Origin of the sequence: Actinosynnema sp. NPDC023794 (genome assembly GCF_040639675.1) — a bacterium.
GTDB lineage: Bacteria > Actinomycetota > Actinomycetes > Mycobacteriales > Pseudonocardiaceae > Actinosynnema > Actinosynnema luteola.
The window spans coordinates 934,744-951,950 of the sequence record NZ_JBFAFR010000001.1 but is presented as its reverse complement, the minus strand read 5'-3'; the positions used below and the strand labels follow the sequence as shown (position 1 = coordinate 951,950).

General features: G+C 72.9%; 18 protein-coding genes. 9 read left to right on the top strand and 9 right to left on the bottom strand.

The features are described 5' to 3' along the window. Window positions 1-269: 269 nt before the first annotated feature. Window positions 270-1,343 (bottom strand): GNAT family N-acetyltransferase, encoded by a 1,074-nt coding sequence (locus tag AB0H12_RS04365; protein ID WP_499620737.1) that lies wholly within the window; start codon window positions 1,341-1,343, stop codon window positions 270-272. 406 nt (window positions 1,344-1,749) lie between these two features. On the opposite strand from AB0H12_RS04365, the gene AB0H12_RS04360 reads away from it, so the two are divergent. Further along, window positions 1,750-2,586 (top strand): DUF4097 family beta strand repeat-containing protein, encoded by an 837-nt coding sequence (locus AB0H12_RS04360; RefSeq protein WP_499620735.1) that lies wholly within the window; start codon window positions 1,750-1,752, stop codon window positions 2,584-2,586. 70 nt (window positions 2,587-2,656) lie between these two features. On the opposite strand, the gene AB0H12_RS04355 is transcribed toward AB0H12_RS04360, so the two are convergent. Beyond that, window positions 2,657-5,797, bottom strand: a complete 3,141-nt coding sequence (locus tag AB0H12_RS04355) for an AfsR/SARP family transcriptional regulator (RefSeq protein ID WP_499620734.1) — start codon at window positions 5,795-5,797, stop codon at window positions 2,657-2,659. 97 nt (window positions 5,798-5,894) lie between these two features. Between AB0H12_RS04355 and AB0H12_RS04350 the strand changes: the two genes are divergently transcribed. Further along, complete coding sequence (locus AB0H12_RS04350) at window positions 5,895-6,944, top strand: hypothetical protein (protein ID WP_499620733.1); 1,050 nt, start codon at window positions 5,895-5,897, stop codon at window positions 6,942-6,944. Window positions 6,945-6,961: 17 nt separating this feature from the next. Here AB0H12_RS04350 and AB0H12_RS04345 read toward each other — a convergent pair whose 3' ends face one another. From AB0H12_RS04345 to AB0H12_RS04325, 5 genes are read right to left on the bottom strand one after another with little or no spacing between them, the layout of a single operon-like run. After that, complete coding sequence (locus tag AB0H12_RS04345) at window positions 6,962-8,113, bottom strand: cytochrome P450 family protein (RefSeq protein WP_499620813.1); 1,152 nt, start codon at window positions 8,111-8,113, stop codon at window positions 6,962-6,964. After that, complete coding sequence (locus AB0H12_RS04340) at window positions 8,050-9,426, bottom strand: cytochrome P450 (protein WP_499620731.1); 1,377 nt, start codon at window positions 9,424-9,426, stop codon at window positions 8,050-8,052. Before AB0H12_RS04340 ends, AB0H12_RS04345 begins: the two co-directional genes overlap by 64 nt. After that, window positions 9,423-10,034, bottom strand: a complete 612-nt coding sequence (locus tag AB0H12_RS04335) for a GTP-binding protein (protein WP_499620730.1) — start codon at window positions 10,032-10,034, stop codon at window positions 9,423-9,425. Before AB0H12_RS04335 ends, AB0H12_RS04340 begins: the two co-directional genes overlap by 4 nt. Beyond that, window positions 10,012-10,374, bottom strand: a complete 363-nt coding sequence (locus tag AB0H12_RS04330) for a DUF742 domain-containing protein (RefSeq protein ID WP_499620729.1) — start codon at window positions 10,372-10,374, stop codon at window positions 10,012-10,014. The genes AB0H12_RS04335 and AB0H12_RS04330 overlap by 23 nt, the downstream gene beginning before the upstream one ends. Next, window positions 10,371-10,796: a roadblock/LC7 domain-containing protein gene (locus tag AB0H12_RS04325; protein WP_499620727.1), complete on the bottom strand. Its 426-nt coding sequence runs from the start codon at window positions 10,794-10,796 to the stop codon at window positions 10,371-10,373. The genes AB0H12_RS04330 and AB0H12_RS04325 overlap by 4 nt, the downstream gene beginning before the upstream one ends. A gap of 146 nt (window positions 10,797-10,942) precedes the next feature. Here AB0H12_RS04325 and AB0H12_RS04320 point away from each other — a divergent pair, with 146 nt between their 5' ends. Further along, window positions 10,943-11,323, top strand: coding sequence for a zinc ribbon domain-containing protein (locus tag AB0H12_RS04320; protein ID WP_499620726.1), 381 nt, complete (start codon window positions 10,943-10,945; stop codon window positions 11,321-11,323). A 93-nt stretch (window positions 11,324-11,416) separates the two neighbouring features. On the opposite strand, the gene AB0H12_RS04315 is transcribed toward AB0H12_RS04320, so the two are convergent. Continuing rightward, complete coding sequence (locus AB0H12_RS04315; RefSeq protein ID WP_499620725.1) at window positions 11,417-12,664, bottom strand: ATP-binding protein; 1,248 nt, start codon at window positions 12,662-12,664, stop codon at window positions 11,417-11,419. Between the two features lie 210 nt (window positions 12,665-12,874). Here AB0H12_RS04315 and AB0H12_RS04310 point away from each other — a divergent pair, with 210 nt between their 5' ends. Beyond that, entirely contained in the window at window positions 12,875-13,222 is a 348-nt protein-coding gene (locus AB0H12_RS04310; RefSeq protein WP_499620723.1) for a hypothetical protein, read from the top strand. Between the two features lie 185 nt (window positions 13,223-13,407). Then, window positions 13,408-13,599, top strand: coding sequence for a hypothetical protein (locus AB0H12_RS04305; protein WP_499620721.1), 192 nt, complete (start codon window positions 13,408-13,410; stop codon window positions 13,597-13,599). Here AB0H12_RS04305 and AB0H12_RS04300 read toward each other — a convergent pair. After that, entirely contained in the window at window positions 13,566-14,555 is a 990-nt protein-coding gene (locus AB0H12_RS04300; protein ID WP_499620719.1) for a helix-turn-helix transcriptional regulator, read from the bottom strand. The genes AB0H12_RS04305 and AB0H12_RS04300 overlap by 34 nt on opposite strands. 61 nt (window positions 14,556-14,616) lie before the next feature. Here AB0H12_RS04300 and AB0H12_RS04295 point away from each other — a divergent pair, with 61 nt between their 5' ends. From AB0H12_RS04295 to AB0H12_RS04280, 4 genes are all read left to right on the top strand, one after another. Continuing rightward, window positions 14,617-14,970 (top strand): YybH family protein, encoded by a 354-nt coding sequence (locus AB0H12_RS04295; RefSeq protein WP_499620718.1) that lies wholly within the window; start codon window positions 14,617-14,619, stop codon window positions 14,968-14,970. A gap of 76 nt (window positions 14,971-15,046) precedes the next feature. After that, window positions 15,047-15,481 (top strand): VOC family protein, encoded by a 435-nt coding sequence (locus AB0H12_RS04290; protein WP_499620717.1) that lies wholly within the window; start codon window positions 15,047-15,049, stop codon window positions 15,479-15,481. Between the two features lie 116 nt (window positions 15,482-15,597). Then, window positions 15,598-16,842 (top strand): DUF8832 domain-containing protein, encoded by a 1,245-nt coding sequence (locus tag AB0H12_RS04285; RefSeq protein WP_499620716.1) that lies wholly within the window; start codon window positions 15,598-15,600, stop codon window positions 16,840-16,842. After that, the gene (locus tag AB0H12_RS04280) at window positions 16,839-17,204 is read left to right on the top strand and encodes a FixH family protein (protein ID WP_499620715.1); all 366 of its coding nucleotides are present in this window, start codon (window positions 16,839-16,841) and stop codon (window positions 17,202-17,204) included. The genes AB0H12_RS04285 and AB0H12_RS04280 overlap by 4 nt, the downstream gene beginning before the upstream one ends. Window positions 17,205-17,207 lie beyond the last annotated feature (3 nt).

The following is a 17,207-nucleotide window of genomic DNA, read 5'->3' as shown; positions in this document are numbered from 1 at the left end:
GCCCGCGGGTCCTGGCCGGAGAGGAAGGCGGTCGGCCGGGTGAGCGCGGCGGGCGCGGTCATCGCCGGGAGCAGCATCGTGTTGAGGGTCTTGACGACGCGCGTGTCGGGTAGCGCTTCCTGGAGTCGCTTCGCGAGGCCCGCGCCGGGAGCGGCGTTGACGACGGCCTGCTCTCGGCTGCGTTGCGACACCGACCCGGCGCACGTCTGGTTGTGCGATCTCGCCCGCACCGCGTTGGCCGGTCCGAGCGCGCCCTGAGCGGCCCCGGCTCAGGGGGCGTCGTCGGAGAACTCGTAGGAGGCGAAGTCGGCGATCGGGACGTAGCCGATGCGCTGGTAGAGGGCGTTGCTGGTGGCGTTGGCCGGGTCCGCGAACAGCACGACGTCCGTCGCGCCCGCCGTCAGCGCGGCCCGGCTCACCTCGACCGCGACGGCGCTCGCGTAGCCACGTCCCCGCAAGTGGGCAGGGGTGTAGACGGGATCGACCCGGACCATCCCGGCGATCATCGACGTCGAGCCGGCCATGGAGGCGGGAGTGCCGTCCGGGGTCTCCCGGAACGTGTAGTGCTTCTCGGCGTACCGCGAGGCCGCCCACGTGTCGGCGTCCATGGAGGGCGCCTCGCCGACGGCGGCGACGAACTCGCTGCACCAGCGGATGACCTGTGCGCGGTCACGCGCCTCCGCGACGCGCCCCCGGCCCGCCGGGACCGGCTCCGGCGGGGTGAGCGTGCCGAGGCGGTAGAGGCGGACCGGTTGGCCGTGCACCGGCGCCACGCCCGCGTGCCGCCGCCACGCCTCGGCGAAAGCGGTGGCGGTGCCGTCCACCGCGGTGACGCCGGTGAGGGGGAGGCCGAGGTCGGCGAGGTGCGCGGCGAGGCCGTCGGTCTGCTCGGGGGAGAGGACGGTGAGGCTCAGGCGGTGGGTCGGCCGGCGGTAGCAGACGGCGCGGACCTCGCCACCGTGCTCCAGCCGGCCGAACAGGGTGCCGTCCGCCCGGCCGGCGCGCAGCTTCTCGGTCACCGTCAACGGCACGTTGTTCCAGCCGGGGTAGCTCTCCTTCAGCACGCCCACCCGCAGCACGCCGGACAGGTAGTCGTGCGGGTCCTCCTCGCGGCTGAACCAGTAGACGAGGCTCACCACCAGCAGCGCGGCCGAGGTGAACGCCAGCGCGATCTTCAGCCGCCGCATCCTGGTCCGGTTGTCGGGGTCGTTCCTGGCCTCACGGGCGCCGTAGGTCATCATCAGCGGCACCAGCACGGCCGCGACGTTGATCGGGATCACCACGATCGCGGCCACGTCGCCGCCCCACTGCGGGTTCGCCAGCAGCCACACGGTCAGCGACATCGTGGCCAGGGTGATCGGCAGGATCCAGTACAGCTGCCCCCCGCAGCGAGAACGGGGCTAAGTGGGCCGTGCGCCCGCGGTCGTCGTCTTCACTCATCTCAGGCACCCCGCGCGTTCATCGCCGCGCCACCCCTGTGCTGATCACACGTCGTCAAATCGTCGCGGCGGGTGAGTGCCGTCCACCGGACCGTGATGTGACGATCGCTCCGTTGCTCGGTGGGCCCGTGTCAGTCGCGGTGTCAGGGTCGTGTCAGGGGTCTGACAGATCGGCTGCCGATAGTCGCCGACATGAGTTCAGCGATCGACACGGCGTGGACGAGCTGCTGACCAGGTCCCTGCGGGCGCTGCTCGACCGGCGACGCTCCACCCCCACCGAACCGAGCACGGAAACCAGAGGAGAGTCGTCATGCCTTCCTTCACCACCCCGGGACCCATCGCCGCCACCGTCGTCGTCGTCGGCGCCCGGGTGCGGGTCACCGCGAGCGACCGGACCGACACCGCGGTGCTGGTCGAACCCGTCGACCCGACGAGCAGGTCGGACGTCGAGGTGGCGGACAAGACCAGGGTCGACTTCGCCGGCGGCCGGCTGTCGGTCAAGACGACCGTCTCCGGGCGCGCGACGGGCTCGGTCGCCATCGCGATGGACCTGCCCGCGGGCTCCAGCCTGGTCACGTACCTGGCGCACTCGACCGTCCACGCCGACGGCCCGCTCGGCGAGTGCGAGCTGCACACGGCGTCGAGCCGGGTCGAGCTGGACCGCGTCGACGCGCTGCGGGCGAACATCTCGGCGGGCGAGGTCTCGGTGGGCCACGTCGCCGGGCGCGTCGACATCGACGGCGGCGTGGTCGCGGCGCGGATCGACGAGGTCGGGGGCGCGGTCAGGGTGTCGAGTTCGGGCGGCCGGACCCGGATCGGCCACGCCGCGTCCGACTTGGACCTGAGCAGCGGCAGCGGCGGGTTCGACGTCGACCGCGCCGACGGCAGCGTCACCGCCAGGACCGGCGGCGGCGTCATCCGGATCGGCCGGCTGACCCGCGGTCAGGCGGAGCTGTCGAACCGCTCGGGCGACATCGAGGTCGGCATCGGCGTGGGCACCGCGGCCCGGGTGGACGCCGAGAGCAAGCGCGGAACGGTGCGCAACTCCCTTGCGCCGCAAGAAGAACTGGCCGCGTTCGACGACAAGGTCACCGTCCACGCCCGCACGCGGCACGGCGACATCATCGTCCGGCGTGCGGCGGGCTGACCCTCGACGCGATCGCCGCCCCGTGCGTCGGCATCGCGTTCGTCGGAGAGCCGCCGCCAGACGGCCACGTTCAAGAGTCGAGCGTGGCAGTCACCAGTTCCGACCAGCTCGTCTCCGCGCCCTCCCGAGCCGCCTCGGCGAACCGCGCGTCGCCGAGGTGGCCGCGCGCGCTCTGCTCGATCCGGTCCACGTCCGGGTTGGAGCGGTCCGGGAGCCCGCGAACGGCGGCGCTCGCCGCGAGCAGCCGGGCTGCCTGCTCGTGCCGTCCCTGGCGCAGGGCCAGGTCCGCGACCCCGACGAGCACCAGCGCGACCATGGTCGGGTGCCCGGCCTCGGACACCGCCTGGCAGGCCGCCGCGCGGTGGGCGCGTGACTCGCTCAGGTCATCGGCGAGGTAGCCGAGCAGGTCCTGGGTGATCGCGCGGATGTACGGTCGTTCCGCGTTGTCGCCCAACGAGGTCGTCGCGATGTCGAGCTGCCGGCGTGCTTCACCGGCGTCGCCGGTCCACCGCGCGAGCTCCGCCTTCGCGAGCGCCAGCTCGGCCAGCGCGTCCGGCCAGGTGACCCGTGCCGCGGACCGCGCGGCCTCGGCGATGGCGGCCTCGCCGGCATCCTTGTCCCCCATCAGCCAGTACAGCTGGGCCTGTCGCGACCGCATCCGGATGACGTCCTCGGTCGCGCCGATCTCGGTGACGACGGCCGCAGCCTGTTCGTAGTACTCGCACGCGGCGGCGAACTCGCCGCGCGTGGCGATGCGGTCCGCCAACGAGGTCAGGGCGAACGAGATCCCGAACCGCTCGCCGAGGGCCCGGAACTCGGCGAGCGCCGTCTCGAGGTACGCGTCCGCCTCGCGCCCGCCGTGGCCGAGGATGACCCGCATCTTGCCGAGGTGCAGCCGGGCCAGCGCGCGCACCCAGGGGTCCTCGTTGTCCAGCAACGGTTCCCACGCGGGCAGGAACGAGCCCGGCTCCTGCACCATGCGTTCCAACGGGACGACCAGCGCCAGGATCGGGCTGCCCCGCTCCAGTCGCCGGCTGACCTCGTACGCCTTGTGGATCCACTCGGCGGCCTGGTGCTCGTCGCCGAGGCCGGAGTTCAGGAACATCGTCATGAGGCTGTACACCATGGCCCGGACGTCGTCGGGCACCTCGCCGGGTGTGCCGGTGGCCTCGAGGATCAGCTCCATGCCCTCGGACTTGTGCCCGGCGAGCCACCAGTACCAGCCGGCGCCCGCCGCGAGCCGCATCGCGCCGCGCGCGTCGCCGGCCGCGAGCGCGCCACGCATCGCGGCGCCGATGTTGTCGTGCTCGACCTTGAGCACGGCGAGCCACGTCAACTGGTCGGCGCGGCGGAGCTGCGGTTCCGCGGTCTCGGCGAGCTCGGTGAACCAGGCGAGGTGCGCACGACGCGCCAGGTCGGCTTCCCCCGCCTCCGCGAGGCGTTGGGCGGCGTACTCCTTGATCGTGCCGAGCATCCGGTAGCGCGGCGTGCCGTCGCCCGCGGCGACCAGCAGCGACTTCTCGGCCAGCGTGGTGAGCAGTTCGAGCACCTCGTCCGGCTCGACCGCCTCGTCGACGCAGACGCGCTCGGCCGCCTCCAGGCTCGCGCCGCCCGAGAACACCGAGAGCCTGCGCAGCACGATCCGCTCCGCGTCCGTGAGGAGCTCCCAGCTCCAGTCGACCATCGCGCGCAACGTCCGGTGCCGCGGCAACGCGGTGCGGCTGCCGCCGGTCAGCAGGCGGAACCGGTCGTCGAGCCGGTTGGCGAACTGGTCCAGCGACATGGTGCGCAGCCTGGCCGCGGCCAGCTCGATCGCCAGCGGCATGCCGTCCAGCGCCCGGCAGACGCGCGCCATCGTCGCCGACGTGTCGGCGTCGACCGCGAGGTCCTTGCGCACCGCGCTCGCGCGGTCGCGCAGCAACCGGACGGCCGGTGACGCCTCGACCTCGTCGGCGTCGGCGCCCTCCTCCGGCAAGCTGAGGGGCTCGACCAGCCACAACGCCTCACCGGTGATGCCGAGCGGTTCCCGGCTCGTGGCCAGGATCCGCAGCCGCCTGCACTCGCCGAGCACCCGGTGGGCGAACGCCGCCGCCGACTCGATCACGTGCTCGCAGTTGTCCAGGACCAGCAGCGCCTCGCGGTCGCGGAGCGCGGCGACGAGCCGGTCCGTCGGCTCCGCGTTCGAGGTGTCGCCGAGCAGGGCGTCCCGGAGACCGAGCCCGGCCAGTGCCGCCTGCGCCACGTCGCCGTCGGCGCCGATCGCCGCGAGCTCCACCAGCCAGGCGCCGTCCGGAAGGTCGTCGAGCAGCGTGCGCGCGGTCTCCGCGGCCAGCCTGGTCTTGCCCGAGCCGCCCGGTCCGATCAGGGTGGTGAGCCGCTGCTCGGCGATGAACCCGCGGACCACGGCGACGTCGTCGTCCTTGCCGACGAAGCTCGTCAGCTCGGCGCGCAGGTTGGTCTTCCGGTTCTCCTCCTCGCGGCGGCCCACCTCGCCGCGCAGCAGCGCGACGTGCAGTGCGGACAGCTCCGGTGAGGGGTCGACGCCGAGCGCGTCGGCCAGGGCCTCCCGCGTGCGCTCGTAGACGAGCAGCGCCTCGGTGTCGCGGCCGGCCGCGACGAGGGCGCGCATCAGCGCGACGGCGAACCGCTCCCGCATCGGGTGCGCGGCGGCCACGTCGGTCAGCTCCGGGACCAGGTCCGCGCCGTGGCCGAGGTCGACCTCCGCGGTGAACCGGTCCTCCATGGCCGTCAGGCGCAGCCCCTCGAGCCGGGTGACGGCCGCGTCGAACGCCTCGCTGTCCGGCAGGCCGACGTCCTGCATGGCCGCGCCGCGCCACAGCGAGAGGGCCTCGCGCAGCAGCCGCACGCGCTGGGAGCCCTCCTCGTTGCGGGCCCGCGTGACGAGGCGTTCGAACCGGACGGCGTCGACGGCGTCGGGCGCCACGACCAACCGGTAGCCGTGCGGCTGCCCCTCCACCGAACCCTCCGGCAACACCTTCCGCAGCCGGGAAACCAGGCGCTGCAAGGCGTTCGCCGCGTCGGCAGGCGGGTTCTCGCCCCAGATCCAGTCGACGAGCGAGGACTTCGGGACCACGTGACCCGGTTCGAGCGCGAGGGCGATCAACAACCCGCGCAACCGCGCGCCCGGCACGTCGGCCAAGACGCCGTCGTCCGTGCGAACCCCGAATGGCCCCAGCGTCCCGATCTGCACGCGGCCGATTGTGTCACGGAGCGCCGGCAGGCCTTTGACGAGCACGAACTCGCCGATCCTGGCGCGCGGTGGCGCCGGTCGGCCGTACGGTTCGGCTGTGTACTTCATGTATCGGTCCCACTACGAGGGGCCATCGAGCAAGCTGGTGCGCCGGCTGCCCGACGAGACGGTGCTCGCCTGGTTCCGGCGGGGCTGGGTGAGCGACTCGCCGACGTGGGTCGAGGACGAGCTGGGCGTGGACGTCTACGGTCTCGACTCGATCTTCCGCCGGGCACGCGAGCGGGACCTGCCCCTGCCCGGGTCCACCGCGCAGCTGCGCGTGCTGCTGCACGAGCACCTGTACGTCGAAGGCGGCAGCGACTACATCCGGCTCGACGAACGCGGCCTCCGGGTGCGCACGGACGACGACGAAGTCGAACTGGCCTACTTCTTCTTCGAAGACGACGTGGTGGCCGCCGCGCCCGACCGCCTGGCCTACCCGCTGCACGAGGGCCTGCCGTTGCCGGACCGGGCCGGCGTGCCGCGGCCGTTCGTCCCGGACGTGCCGGTGACAGTGCCGGTGACACCCGTCGGTCCCGTCGGCGAGGGTGACACCGACACCTACGCGGTGTTCTTCACCTTCTACGACGGCGAAAGCCTGGCCTGCCCCCGACCGGTGCTCTTCCCGGGCGTCGAACTGCCGGCACTCGGCCGACACCTGCGCACGGCGACCAGGCCCGGTGGCGACGACTGGCCACCCGAGCTCTTGGTGCTCCGAGCGCTCGTCGCCCCCGAGGAGGAGGCACTCGGCCCCGCCCTCGACCGCTGCAACCGGTGGCCGGGCTTCAACCTGAACGCCGACCCCTGGCCCGATCTGCCGGCCGACCACGGCGCCGCGCACCGCCGTGCCGTGGAGGTGGTGGAGGCAGCGCGGTACTCCGACCACCGGCGTCCCGAAGCCTCCCTGCTGCGGGTCGCGGACCACCTCGTCCAACTCGCCATGCACTGCGGCGACTCGTTCGGGTACCAGCAGTGGTACCTGTTCGACACCGCGTGGGCGTCGACCCATCCCGACCTGGCCCGATCCCTGCTGCGCTACGCCGAGCACTGGGACCCGCTCGGCGACTGGGAGGCCGTCGACCGGACCGGGGCGCGTCACGAGCGGTGACGCGCCCCGGTCCCGCGCTACTTCAGCCGCACGGGCAGGGAGCGGTGGCCGTTGGAGATGAAGGACTGGCCCGGCTCCAGCTCGTGCGGCGCCACCGCCAGTTCGATCCCCGGGAACCGGGCGAACAGGGCCGGCAGCGCGATCTCCGCCTCCATCCGCGCCAGGGGTGAGCCCAGGCAGTAGTGGACGCCGTGGCCGAACGCCAGGTGGGTCTTGTCGGCCCGGGTGATGTCGAACTCGTCGGCCGTCTCGCCGTGCACCGACCTGTCCCGACCCGCCGCCGCGTAGGCCGCCAGGATCGCCTCGCCCTTGCGGATGACGACGCCGCCGCCGACCTCGATGTCCTCCACGGCGTACCGCAGGGGCAGGTTCGCGATCGGGGCCTGCCAGCGCAGGGTCTCCTCGATCACGTCCATCCAGCCGCTCGTGCCCGCGCGGACCGCGGCCAGCTGCTCCGGGTGGGTCAGCAGGGCGGTGATCGCCTGGTCGAGCAGGTTCACGGTGGTCTCGTACCCCGCCGAGATCACCAGGATCAGGGTGTCGACGAGTTCGGCTTCCTCCAGCTTCGAGCCGTCGTCCTCGCGCACCGCGATCAGGCCGCTGGTCAGGTCGTCGCCGGGGTTCTCCCGCTTCGCCGCGACCAGCTCGTGCATGATCCCGTACAGCTGCACGGCGTTCGCCTGCGCCGCCTCGGCGGTGATCGTGGTGTCGAAGACGCCGTCGACCACCGTCCGCAGCTCCGACCGCGCCTCGGCGGGCACGCCGAACAGCTGGCAGATGACCTCGATCGGGATCGGGTAGGCGTACCGCTCCCGCAGGTCGACCGGCTGCTCCGCCGCGTCGAGCTCGTCCAGCAGCCGGTCGGTGATCTGCTCGATCCACGGCCGCATCGCCGCCACCCGCCGCGCCGTGAACGCCTTGGACACCAGCGAGCGGAGGCGACGGTGGTCGCCCCCGTACGCGGTGAACATGTTCTGCACCGAGACCCACAGGTGCAGCGGCCAGTCCTCGGAGATCTCACCGGTGCCGAACGCGGGCCAGTGCTGTCGGGCGTCCTTCGACACGCGGGGGTCGCCGAGCAGGTCGCGCAGCGCCTGCTGGCTGGTCACCGACCACGCGCGAACCTGGCCAGGGAGCTCCACCAGGGTCGCCGGCCCTCGCGCGGCGATGGCGGCGGACTCGGCGTGGACGTCACGGCCGGTGGGGTCGAGGACGATGGGGTCGGCTGCACGTTCCAACGGGTTTCTCCAGGTGACTCGTCGGGCCGGACGGGCACGGCTACCGGGGTGAAACGCACGGGGAGCGCGCTGAGCGCGCGGTGGAACGGGCCCGGCCGCCAGACCAGTTCGTCGACGGGGACGGCCAGGCGCATGTCGGGCAGGGCGTCGAGGATCTTCTCCATCGCCACCGACGCGATCAGCCGGGCCGGCTGCTGCGCCGGGCAGGCGTGCACGCCCGCGCTCCAGGCGAGGTGCGCCCGGTTGCCGGAGCGCTGCTGGCCGGCCAGCGCGGGATCGTTGTTGGCCGCCGCGAAGCTGATCACCACCGGCTCGGCGGCGGGCAGCCGGACTCCGGCGAAGTCGGTGTCCTCGAGCGGGTAGCTCGCCGAGTAGTTCGCCATCGGCGGGTCGGTCCACAGCACCTCGTCGAGCGCCTCCTCGACCGGCAGGCTGCCGCCGGAGAGGTCGCCCGCGAACCGGTCGTCGGTCAGCAGCAGCCGGATGCCGTTGGAGATCAGGTTCTGCTCGGGCTCGGTGCCCGCGCCCATGAGCAGCGCGAGCTGGTGGATCAGCTCCTCGTCGGTCAGCCGGGCCGGGTGGGCCATCATCCACGAGGGCATGTCGTGGTCGGGGCGCTGCCGCTTGAGCGCGACCAGCTCCACCAGGCACCGCGTCAGCTCGGCGTTGGCCCGCTCCGGGTCGACCATGTCGAAGATGGAGCTCATGGCGGCGACCAGCCGGTCGCCCAGCTCCGGCGGGCAGCCGTAGAGGTGGTTGAACATCATCAGCGGCAGCAGCTTCGCGTACTCGCCGCGCAGGTCGGCCTCACCCCTGCCGGCGAACCGCGCGATCAGCAGGTCCGCGGTCCGCTCGACCTGGCCGCGCAGCGCGTTCGGGTCGACCCGGCTCAGGCTGTCGGTGACCACGGCGCGCAGCCGCGCGTGCTGGGCGCCGTCGGTGAACAGGGCGTTCGGCCGGTACATCATCATCGGCAGCACGGGGGAGTCCGGCGGCATCTTCGCCTGCCAGCGGCGCGGGTCGCGGGGGAACGCGCTGGGATTGCGCAGGACCTCCAGGGCCGCGGCGTAGCCGACGACGAGGTTGGCGGGCACACCGGGCGCCAGCTCGACCGGCGCGACCGGCCCGTGCTCGCGCAGGGCCCGGTAGGTGGCGGCCGGGTCGGCGGCGAATTCGGGGCCGTGCAGGGGCATCCGGCCGTGGTGTGCGGGACATGCCTGCCCGGGGGCGGCTTGCGAGGTCACGCGTTCTCCTGGTTGCGGGTTAACAGGTACTCGACGAGGGTGACGAGCGCCTCCGTGGACGAGGTCGCGTCGCGGGCGTCGCAGAACATCAGCGGTGTCTCCGGCAGCAGGTCCAAGGCGTCCCGGAGCTCCTCGCCGGGGAACGCGGGCGCGCCGTCGAAGGCGTTGACGGCCACCGCGTACGGGATGCCGAGCTCCTCCAGCAGGCTCATGACCTCGAACGACTGCTCCAGGCGGCGGGTGTCGGTGAGCACGAGCGCACCGAGCGCGCCGTGGGCGATGTCCTTCCAGATCCTGGTGAACCGCTGCTGGCCCGGCGCGCCGAACAGGTAGAGCACCAGCTCGTCGGTGAGCGTCAGCCGGCCGAAGTCCAGCGCGACCGTGGTGGTGCCCTTGCCGTCCACCCCGGCGAGGTCGTCGACGAGGGCGCCTGCCTGCGTCATCGTCTCCTCGGTGCGCAGCGGGCGGATCTCCGAGAGGGTGCCGACGAAGGTGGTCTTGCCGACCGCGAACGGGCCGACGACCAGCAGTTTCACCGCCGTCCGCACGGTGTCGCGCAAGTACACGCCGGCAGGGGCCGCCCCGTCAGAGGCGAGCGCGGAGGCCATCGAGCACCTCCTTCAGCAGCTCCATGTCCGGGCGTGCGGCGTGCGAGACCGCGGCGTGCGTCGCGATGTGGCCGCTGTCGACCAGGTCGGACAGCAGCACCTTGGTCACGCTCATCGGCAGCGAGAGGTGCGCGGCGATCTCGGCGACCGACAGCGCGCCGCCGCGGCAGAGCTCCATCAGCCGCTTCTTCTCCGGCGACAGCCCGGAGACCTGCTCGCGGGTGGCGATCACGACCGTGACCGCGTCGAGGGTGTTGCGGCTGGCGTGCGCCCGGCCGCCGGTCACGACGTACGGTCGCACCAGCCCCCGCAGGCGCTTTCCGCCGTTGTCGCCGCTCACGCCGGGCTGCCCGCGTCCTGCCGCGGCGGGCTCGTGGGTCCTGCCTGTCGCGGCGGGCTGGTGAGCTCCTTGCCCAGCCGTTGGACGAGCTCCTGGATCCGGAACGAGACCGCTTCCATGTCCACCTGCTCGGTCGCCGACACGGCCAGGTACGCGCCCGGACCGGCGGCGGCCAGGAAGACGTAGCCGCCGACGAACTCGCTGACCGTCTGCTGCCACTGTTCGCTGGTCTGCCCGCAGAACTCGGCGGTGGCGCGGGCCAGCGCCTGCAGCGCGGACATCGCGGCGGCGTGCCGTTCCGCGTCGTCCCGGTCGATGCCGGCGGAGTGCGCCATCAGCAGCCCGTCGGCCGAGAGCAGGACGGCGTGCCGCGTCTCCGGCATCTTCAGGGCGTCGTCGAGCATCCAACCCAATGTGTTCACCTGGGCTCCTGTCCTGTGGATACCTCGGCGTCCACGCCGAGGAGGACACCGTCGCCCTGAAACCCGTGGGATGGCTCAGCGGCTGTGGTGTCGGTGGGTGAGACGTGTCGTCGGGGTCGGTGGTGAAGCGGGAGTTCCGGTACCGCGTGTCTGCGTCTTCGGCGCAGGACGTGGAGGTGCTGCGCCCGTTCGGGTTGGTCGTGATCGAGGGCCTGGCGGTCCGCACCAGGCCGTGCAACCGGTCGTCGGCCCGAGCCATCTCCGACGCGGACTGGTCGGACCCGCGGCCGATGCTGGAGTGCAAGTGCCGGTGGTACGGCTGCGACCTGGTCGTGGTCGACCGGCGGCTGCCCGGCTCGACGACCTGCTCGGCCCGCGGACGGCTCCGCGACCGCCTGCCGCTGCACGTCCGGGTCTGGACCTGCGGGTGCGGAGCACGGCACGATCGCGACGCCGCGCGCGGCACCCCGGCCGCCGGGCCGGTGGTCACCGCTCGTGGAGACGGTGTCAGACCAACCCGACGCTAGTCGGCGTGGCAACCGTCACAACCTCCCTCGGGAGAAGAAGCAGGAACTGCCGGGCGCGAACCCGACGGGCATCCCCCCGGGGAGGGGCGGAAGTCAAGCCTGGGTGTGCCCTCCGGCGACAGGCGGCGTGGTGGCCCGGCCCGAATCGGTACCGCGTTTCCAGGCGGCCAGCCCGGTCGCGATCCGCGGCTCGGTCGGCGTCGTGACGGCCGGCGGCGCGGCCTGGTCGACGGTCTGCGTCCGCCGCCGTCTGGGCAGGCCACCGGGGGTGCGTTCCGGCTCGGCGCGGTCGACGGGCGGGACCGGTTGCCGCTCGGGCGGCAGCGCCACGGCGTTGTCGGGCATGGCCGGCTTGCTGACCCGGGTGAGCAGCTCGGTCGGCAGGAACACGACCGCGCGGACACCGCCGTACGGCGAGCGCGTGTCCACCGAGACGCGGAAGCCGTAGCGCTTGGCCAGCACGCCGACGACCGCGAAGCCGACCTGCGGCGGGTCGCCGAGCCGGTTGATGTCGTTGCCGCCGTCGCCGGCCAGCAGCCGGGCCGCGCGCTGCAGCTCCTCGACCGTCATGCCGACGCCGCCGTCGTCGATCATCACGGCCATGCCGTTGTGCGCCTGCTGGAAGTTGACCTCGACGCTGGTGTTGGGCGGCGAGTGCCGGGCGGCGTTGTCGAGCAGCTCGGCCACGGTCAGCACGACCGGCTCGACCGCGCGGCTGACCACCGCGACGTCGGACTCGGCCGGCACGTTGATCCGGAGGTAGTCGCGGATCCGCGAGGTGGCGCCGCGCGCCACGTCGGTCAGCGAGGACGCCGACCGCTGCTGCCCCGGCCAGGAGCCGCAGAGCACCGCGGTGGCCTGCGCCCGGCGGTTCAGCTGGGAGTTCATGTGGTCGATCCGCATCAGGCCGGCCAGCACGTCCGGGTCGTCGTGCCGGTCCTGCATCGCGGAGATCGCGACCTGCTGCTCGTTGGACAGGCTCTGCACCGCGCGCATCATGGCCTTGAGCGTGGCGCGGGCCGACTGCTCGCCACGGGCGCTCGCCTGCCGGACCGAGTCGGTGAACAGCGCGAACACCGGCTCGTGCGCCTCGGCCACCCGCGGGTGCCTCGGGCCGGGCACCTCGACGGGCCGGTGGTTCAGCGACTCCGCCAGGGCGGGCAGCCGCGCGTCGACCAGGTGCCGCTCCTCCTCGGCGCGGATCCGCTCCCGGGCCTCGACCTCCTCGGCCCGGAGTCGTAACGCGCGGGTCGTCCGCCGTTGGCGTGCCAGCAGGAACACGACGATCAGCACGATGGCGAGCAGGAACCAGAACGCCACCGCGAGTGTTTGTTGGTCCATCAATTCCTCTGGTGCGGGCGAGCTGCCGGATACCAGTGCGTCAGCAGGGCCTGGAATCTTTATCACGGGACTTCATCGGACGCCAAGTGGTTGTCGCACCATCCCTCCGATGGGAGCAACTCGCGCGGAATACCGATAGCATATGTCCACTGTGGACAGTTAATGAGGTGTGCCGTCGGGCGCGGCGGGCGTGCCGCACGGCATTGCCCGGTGACCGAGGTCGCGATCTTGATCGCACTTCAGGCGTCGGGGAAGACGACCTTCTGCCGCACGGTGCCGGCGGGCACGCACGTGCACGTCGGCAAGGACGCATTCGCGAATGCGCGGCGACGGCAGGCACGGCAGTTGCGGCTGATCGGCGAGGCGCTCGACGCCGGGCTCGACAACACCAATCCGTCGGCCGAGGAATGGGCACTGCCCGTCGCGGCCGGTGGGGAGCGCGGCGCGCGGATCCCCGGATACCGGTTCCCGCCGGATCTCACCGCTTCGATGGTCCGCGGCGCGGCCGGGGACGACCGAACCAGGCGTGCCCGACGTGCGGCTTTGTGCCGCGGTTGAGCGACCGCGCCGGCCGACGGGTTCGACGAGTTGTCGATCGTGCTCGACCCGCGCCACGGCATGGTCGGGCGCGGCGTGGAGAAGATCGTGTCGATCCCCGCCGGGGTGGCCCCCGCCGCGTTCACGCACGCGCCGGCGAGCCCGCGCACTTCGACCGCATCCGGATCGGCGCGGGCACGGATGACGTGGTCGACCACGTGTCCCTGGCGGCAGACCGACGCCACCCGCTGCGCGGGGTCGCCGTCACCACCACCCGCCGCCGCGTCCACGTCGAGCACGAGCTGCCGATGCAGGACGCCTGCCGCGCCCGCGTCACCCGGCTGATCTCGCCCGAGGCCGCCCCTCAGGACGGCATCCCGGAGGACGGTGCTCCGTAGCGGGTCGCGATCGCGACTGCGCGGTCGCGCAGGACCGCGCGCAGCCACTGCGGCGCCAGGGCTTCGGCGTTCGTGGCGAGCCGCCACAACGCCCACTCGGCGTGCCAGGAGTCCTGGAAGGTCACCTCCATCCGCAACCGGCCGTCCGCGTCGACGTCCTCGGCGAGGACGGCGAGCGCGGTGCCCACCAGCTCCTCCCGCCGCGCCGGGTTCAGCAGCACCAGCACGGTGACCTGGTCGCCGCCCGCCCGGAACCGCGTTCCGCGCTCCTGCCAGGCCCGGTCGAGGTCGACCCGGTCCGGTCGCTGCGCGGGTTCGGCGAGTTCCTCCGCGGCCTGGATCCGCGACAGCCGGTAGGTGCGGTCCTGGCCGGACCTCGTGGCCAGCAGGTAGCCCTGCTCGCGGACGGTGACCAGGCCGATCGGGTCCACCGTTCGCCACTTCGCGTCCTGGTTCACGGCCGCGTAGCGGATGCGCAGCTTGTGCCCGGCGAACACCGCGCGCCGGACCTCGGCGACCACGGCGTCCGGCACCTCCTCGGCGACCACCCGACGTGACAGCAGGTCGGTGCCCGGGTCGATGAGCAACCGCTCGGCCGCGCCGGCCGCGGTGGCCCGGTAGCTCTCGGGCAGCGCGTCGACGATCTTGCGCATGGCCGACGCGAGCGCCGAGCCGAGGCCGAACGCCTGCGCGCCGCGCCGCGACCCGGCGACCAGCAGGGCGAGCGCCTCGTCGTGGTTCAGCCCGGTGAGCTCGGTCTGGAAGCCGGGCAGCAGCGCGAAACCGCCGTGCCGGCCGCGTTCGGCGTAGACCGGGACGCCGGCCGCCGACAGCGCCTCGATGTCCCGCAGCACGGTGCGGGTGGACACCTCCAGCTCGCGGGCCAGCGCCGTCGCGGACAGCCGACCGTGCCGGCGCAGCAGCAGCACCAGCGACACCAACCGGTCGGCGCGCACGCGGAAACTCTAGCGGAATACATGACACAGGGTGTCGTGTATTGGTTGGAGGCTCAACGGCATGACAAGCAAGAACGCGGCCGTCGAGCCGAACGACCTGGGCAAGCACTTCATCGAGCGGGGCAACGCGGGCGACGTCGACGGACTGGTGGCGTTGTACGAGCCGGACGCCGTGCTGGCGTTCCCGCCCGGCAACCTCGCGACCGGGCACGCGGAGATCCGCAAGGTGTACGAGCAGTTCGTCGCCGCCGCTCCGGTGCTCACGCCGGGGCGGCAGCACCCGGCGCTGGTGAACGGCGACCTGGCGCTCACGATGTCCACGCTGACCACCGGTGAGATGACCGTCGAGATCGCCCGTCGCCAGCCGGACGGGTCGTGGCTGTGGGTCCTGGACCAGCCGATGCTGGTGCCGTAGCGGGGGCGGCGGTGGGCCGGCGCGGCCGAGCCCACCGCCGTGCGACGGCGACCGTACGCGCAACTATGGTGGTCCCATGACGGCGGTCAAGCAGTTCCAGGTCACCTTCGACTGCGCGCGGCCGGAGCGCGTCGCCCGGTTCTGGTGCGAGGTGCTGGGGTACGTCGTGCCGCCGGCCCCGGCGGGTTTCGCCACTTGGGACGAGTACGACCGCTCGCTGCCCGCTGAGAGCCAAGGCGCCGCGTTCGCCTGCGTCGACCCCACGGGTGTCGGCCCGCGGCTGTTCTTCCAGCGCGTTCCCGAGGGCAAGGTCGTCAAGAACCGGGTGCACCTCTGCGTGCGGGCGGGCACCGGGCTCGTGGGTGCGGAGCGCCTCGCCGCGCTCGAGGCCGAGTGCGCACGGCTGATCGAGCTGGGCGCGGCGCACGTGCGGACGATGCTCGCCGACGGTGTCGAGGAGTCGTGCATCGTGATGCAGGACGTCGAGGGCAACGAGTTCTGCCTCGACTGACGCGATGGCCGGCGCGTGTCGGCGCACCCCTGCCGCCCGGCGTAGTTCTCCGGCACTAGTGGAGTCGCTACTCGCGCCTTATGTGCCGCCGCCGTCCGGTTCCTAACGTCGGTGCGGTGTTCATCCGTTGGGTCCTGGGCATCTCGTTCGCACTGCTGGTCACCGCCACGCCCGCGGCGGCGCACGTGGTCGGCGCCGACTCCGACGTCCGGTTGGCGCAGACGATCGGGGGCGTCGAGCTCACCGTCGTGATCAGGCGGACACCGGAGGTGCCGGGTCCGCTGCACGTCGACCTCGTCGCGCACCAGCCGGTGCGCGACCTCGCGATCGACGTCGCGGTGGGGGACAGCGCGGGCGAGGTCTTGCTGCGACGTGATCGCGCCGGCACCTACCCGGTCGTGCTGGACGTCCGGGAGACCGGGGCGCACGAACTCCGGTTGGGAACGGCGGCCGAGTCCTCGGCCCTGCCGTTCCTCGTGCGGGCGCCGAAGCCCGCCACCTGGGAACTGGTGGTGTACGGCGGTTTCGGCGCCACCGGGTTGTTCCTGGCGGCGGCCCTGGTTGCGGGCGCCAGGTCCAGGCGGACGACGGCGCTCGCGCTCGGCGGGGTCGGCGTGGTGGTGGCGGTCGTCGCGGCAACGGTCGCAGTGGTGTCGCCCGGACTCCGGGCGGAGCAGCGGGACGCGGGACGTCCCCACGCGCAGGGCTTCCTGTCCACCACGCCGGCACGTCCGGCCGTGGGTGAGGAGTTCACCCTGCGGCTCGACCTGGTCGACGGTTCGACCGGGCTGCCGGTGGACGACCTCGCGGTGCACCACGCCGCCCTCGCGCACCTGGTCGTCACCAGCCAGGACGGCGGCTTCTTCCGCCACGTCCACCCGCTGCGGACGGCTCCGGGACGGGTCGAGGTCCGGTTGGCCGCCGACCGGCCCGGCCGGTACCTCGCGCACACCGAGTTCGAGCGCGCGGACGCGGGCGGCCAGTTGGTCTCCGGCACGTTCGAGATCGGCGGGACCGCACCGGCCGCATCAGCCGCACCGGCGGCACCGGCCGCCTGGACGTTCCCGCACGGCCGTCCCGCCACCATCGAGGTCGACACCGGCCGCACCGGCCTGCAGCCGTGGCTGGGCATGGCGGGGCACCTGATCGTCCGGGACGAGGCGGGCGGCTTCTTGGGCCACGTGCACGAACAGGGCGCCATGTCGGCCTCGTCGGACGGCACGGTGGCCGGGCACGACCCGGTGCTGCGCTTCACGCTGAGCTTCCCCCGACCGGGCCGGTACTTCGCGTGGCTCCAGTACGTCGAGGACCTCCGGATCGTGACGGTCCCGTACGTGGTCGAGGTCGGGGACGCCCGATGAGGCGGTCGGTCCTCCTCGCCCTCGCGGTCGTCATGGCCGTCGTCGCGGTCGCGGCGTTGGCGTTCACGTCCTCGCCCGACGCGGCCCCGGTCCGGCTCGGCCAGGACGGCGTGACCGTGCTGCTCGACCAAGTGGGCACCGGAACCGTTGCGGCGCAAGTGGAAGTCGCCGTGGACGTGGCGGCGGTGTCGCTCTACGCGACGATGCCCCGGATGGGGCACATGACACCGGAAGTCGTCGCGGAACGAGAACGACCGGGCCGCTTCCGGGCCACCGGCGAGTTCTTCTCCATGACGGGCCCGTGGGTGCTGACCGTGCGGGCCGACGACGAGATCGTGACCTTCGACATCACCGTGGGATAGGAG

Coding starts and splice junctions, on each gene's coding strand:
- AB0H12_RS04360 (WP_499620735.1), top strand. CDS start 1,750: ATGCCTTCCTTCACCACCCCGGGACCCATCGCCGCCACCGTCGTCGTC.
- AB0H12_RS04290 (WP_499620717.1), top strand. CDS start 15,047: ATGACGGCGGTCAAGCAGTTCCAGGTCACCTTCGACTGCGCGCGGCCG.
- AB0H12_RS04335 (WP_499620730.1), bottom strand. CDS start 10,034: ATGGCCTCCGCGCTCGCCTCTGACGGGGCGGCCCCTGCCGGCGTGTAC.
- AB0H12_RS04295 (WP_499620718.1), top strand. CDS start 14,617: ATGACAAGCAAGAACGCGGCCGTCGAGCCGAACGACCTGGGCAAGCAC.
- AB0H12_RS04365 (WP_499620737.1), bottom strand. CDS start 1,343: ATGTCGCTGACCGTGTGGCTGCTGGCGAACCCGCAGTGGGGCGGCGAC.
- AB0H12_RS04280 (WP_499620715.1), top strand. CDS start 16,839: ATGAGGCGGTCGGTCCTCCTCGCCCTCGCGGTCGTCATGGCCGTCGTC.
- AB0H12_RS04315 (WP_499620725.1), bottom strand. CDS start 12,664: ATGGACCAACAAACACTCGCGGTGGCGTTCTGGTTCCTGCTCGCCATC.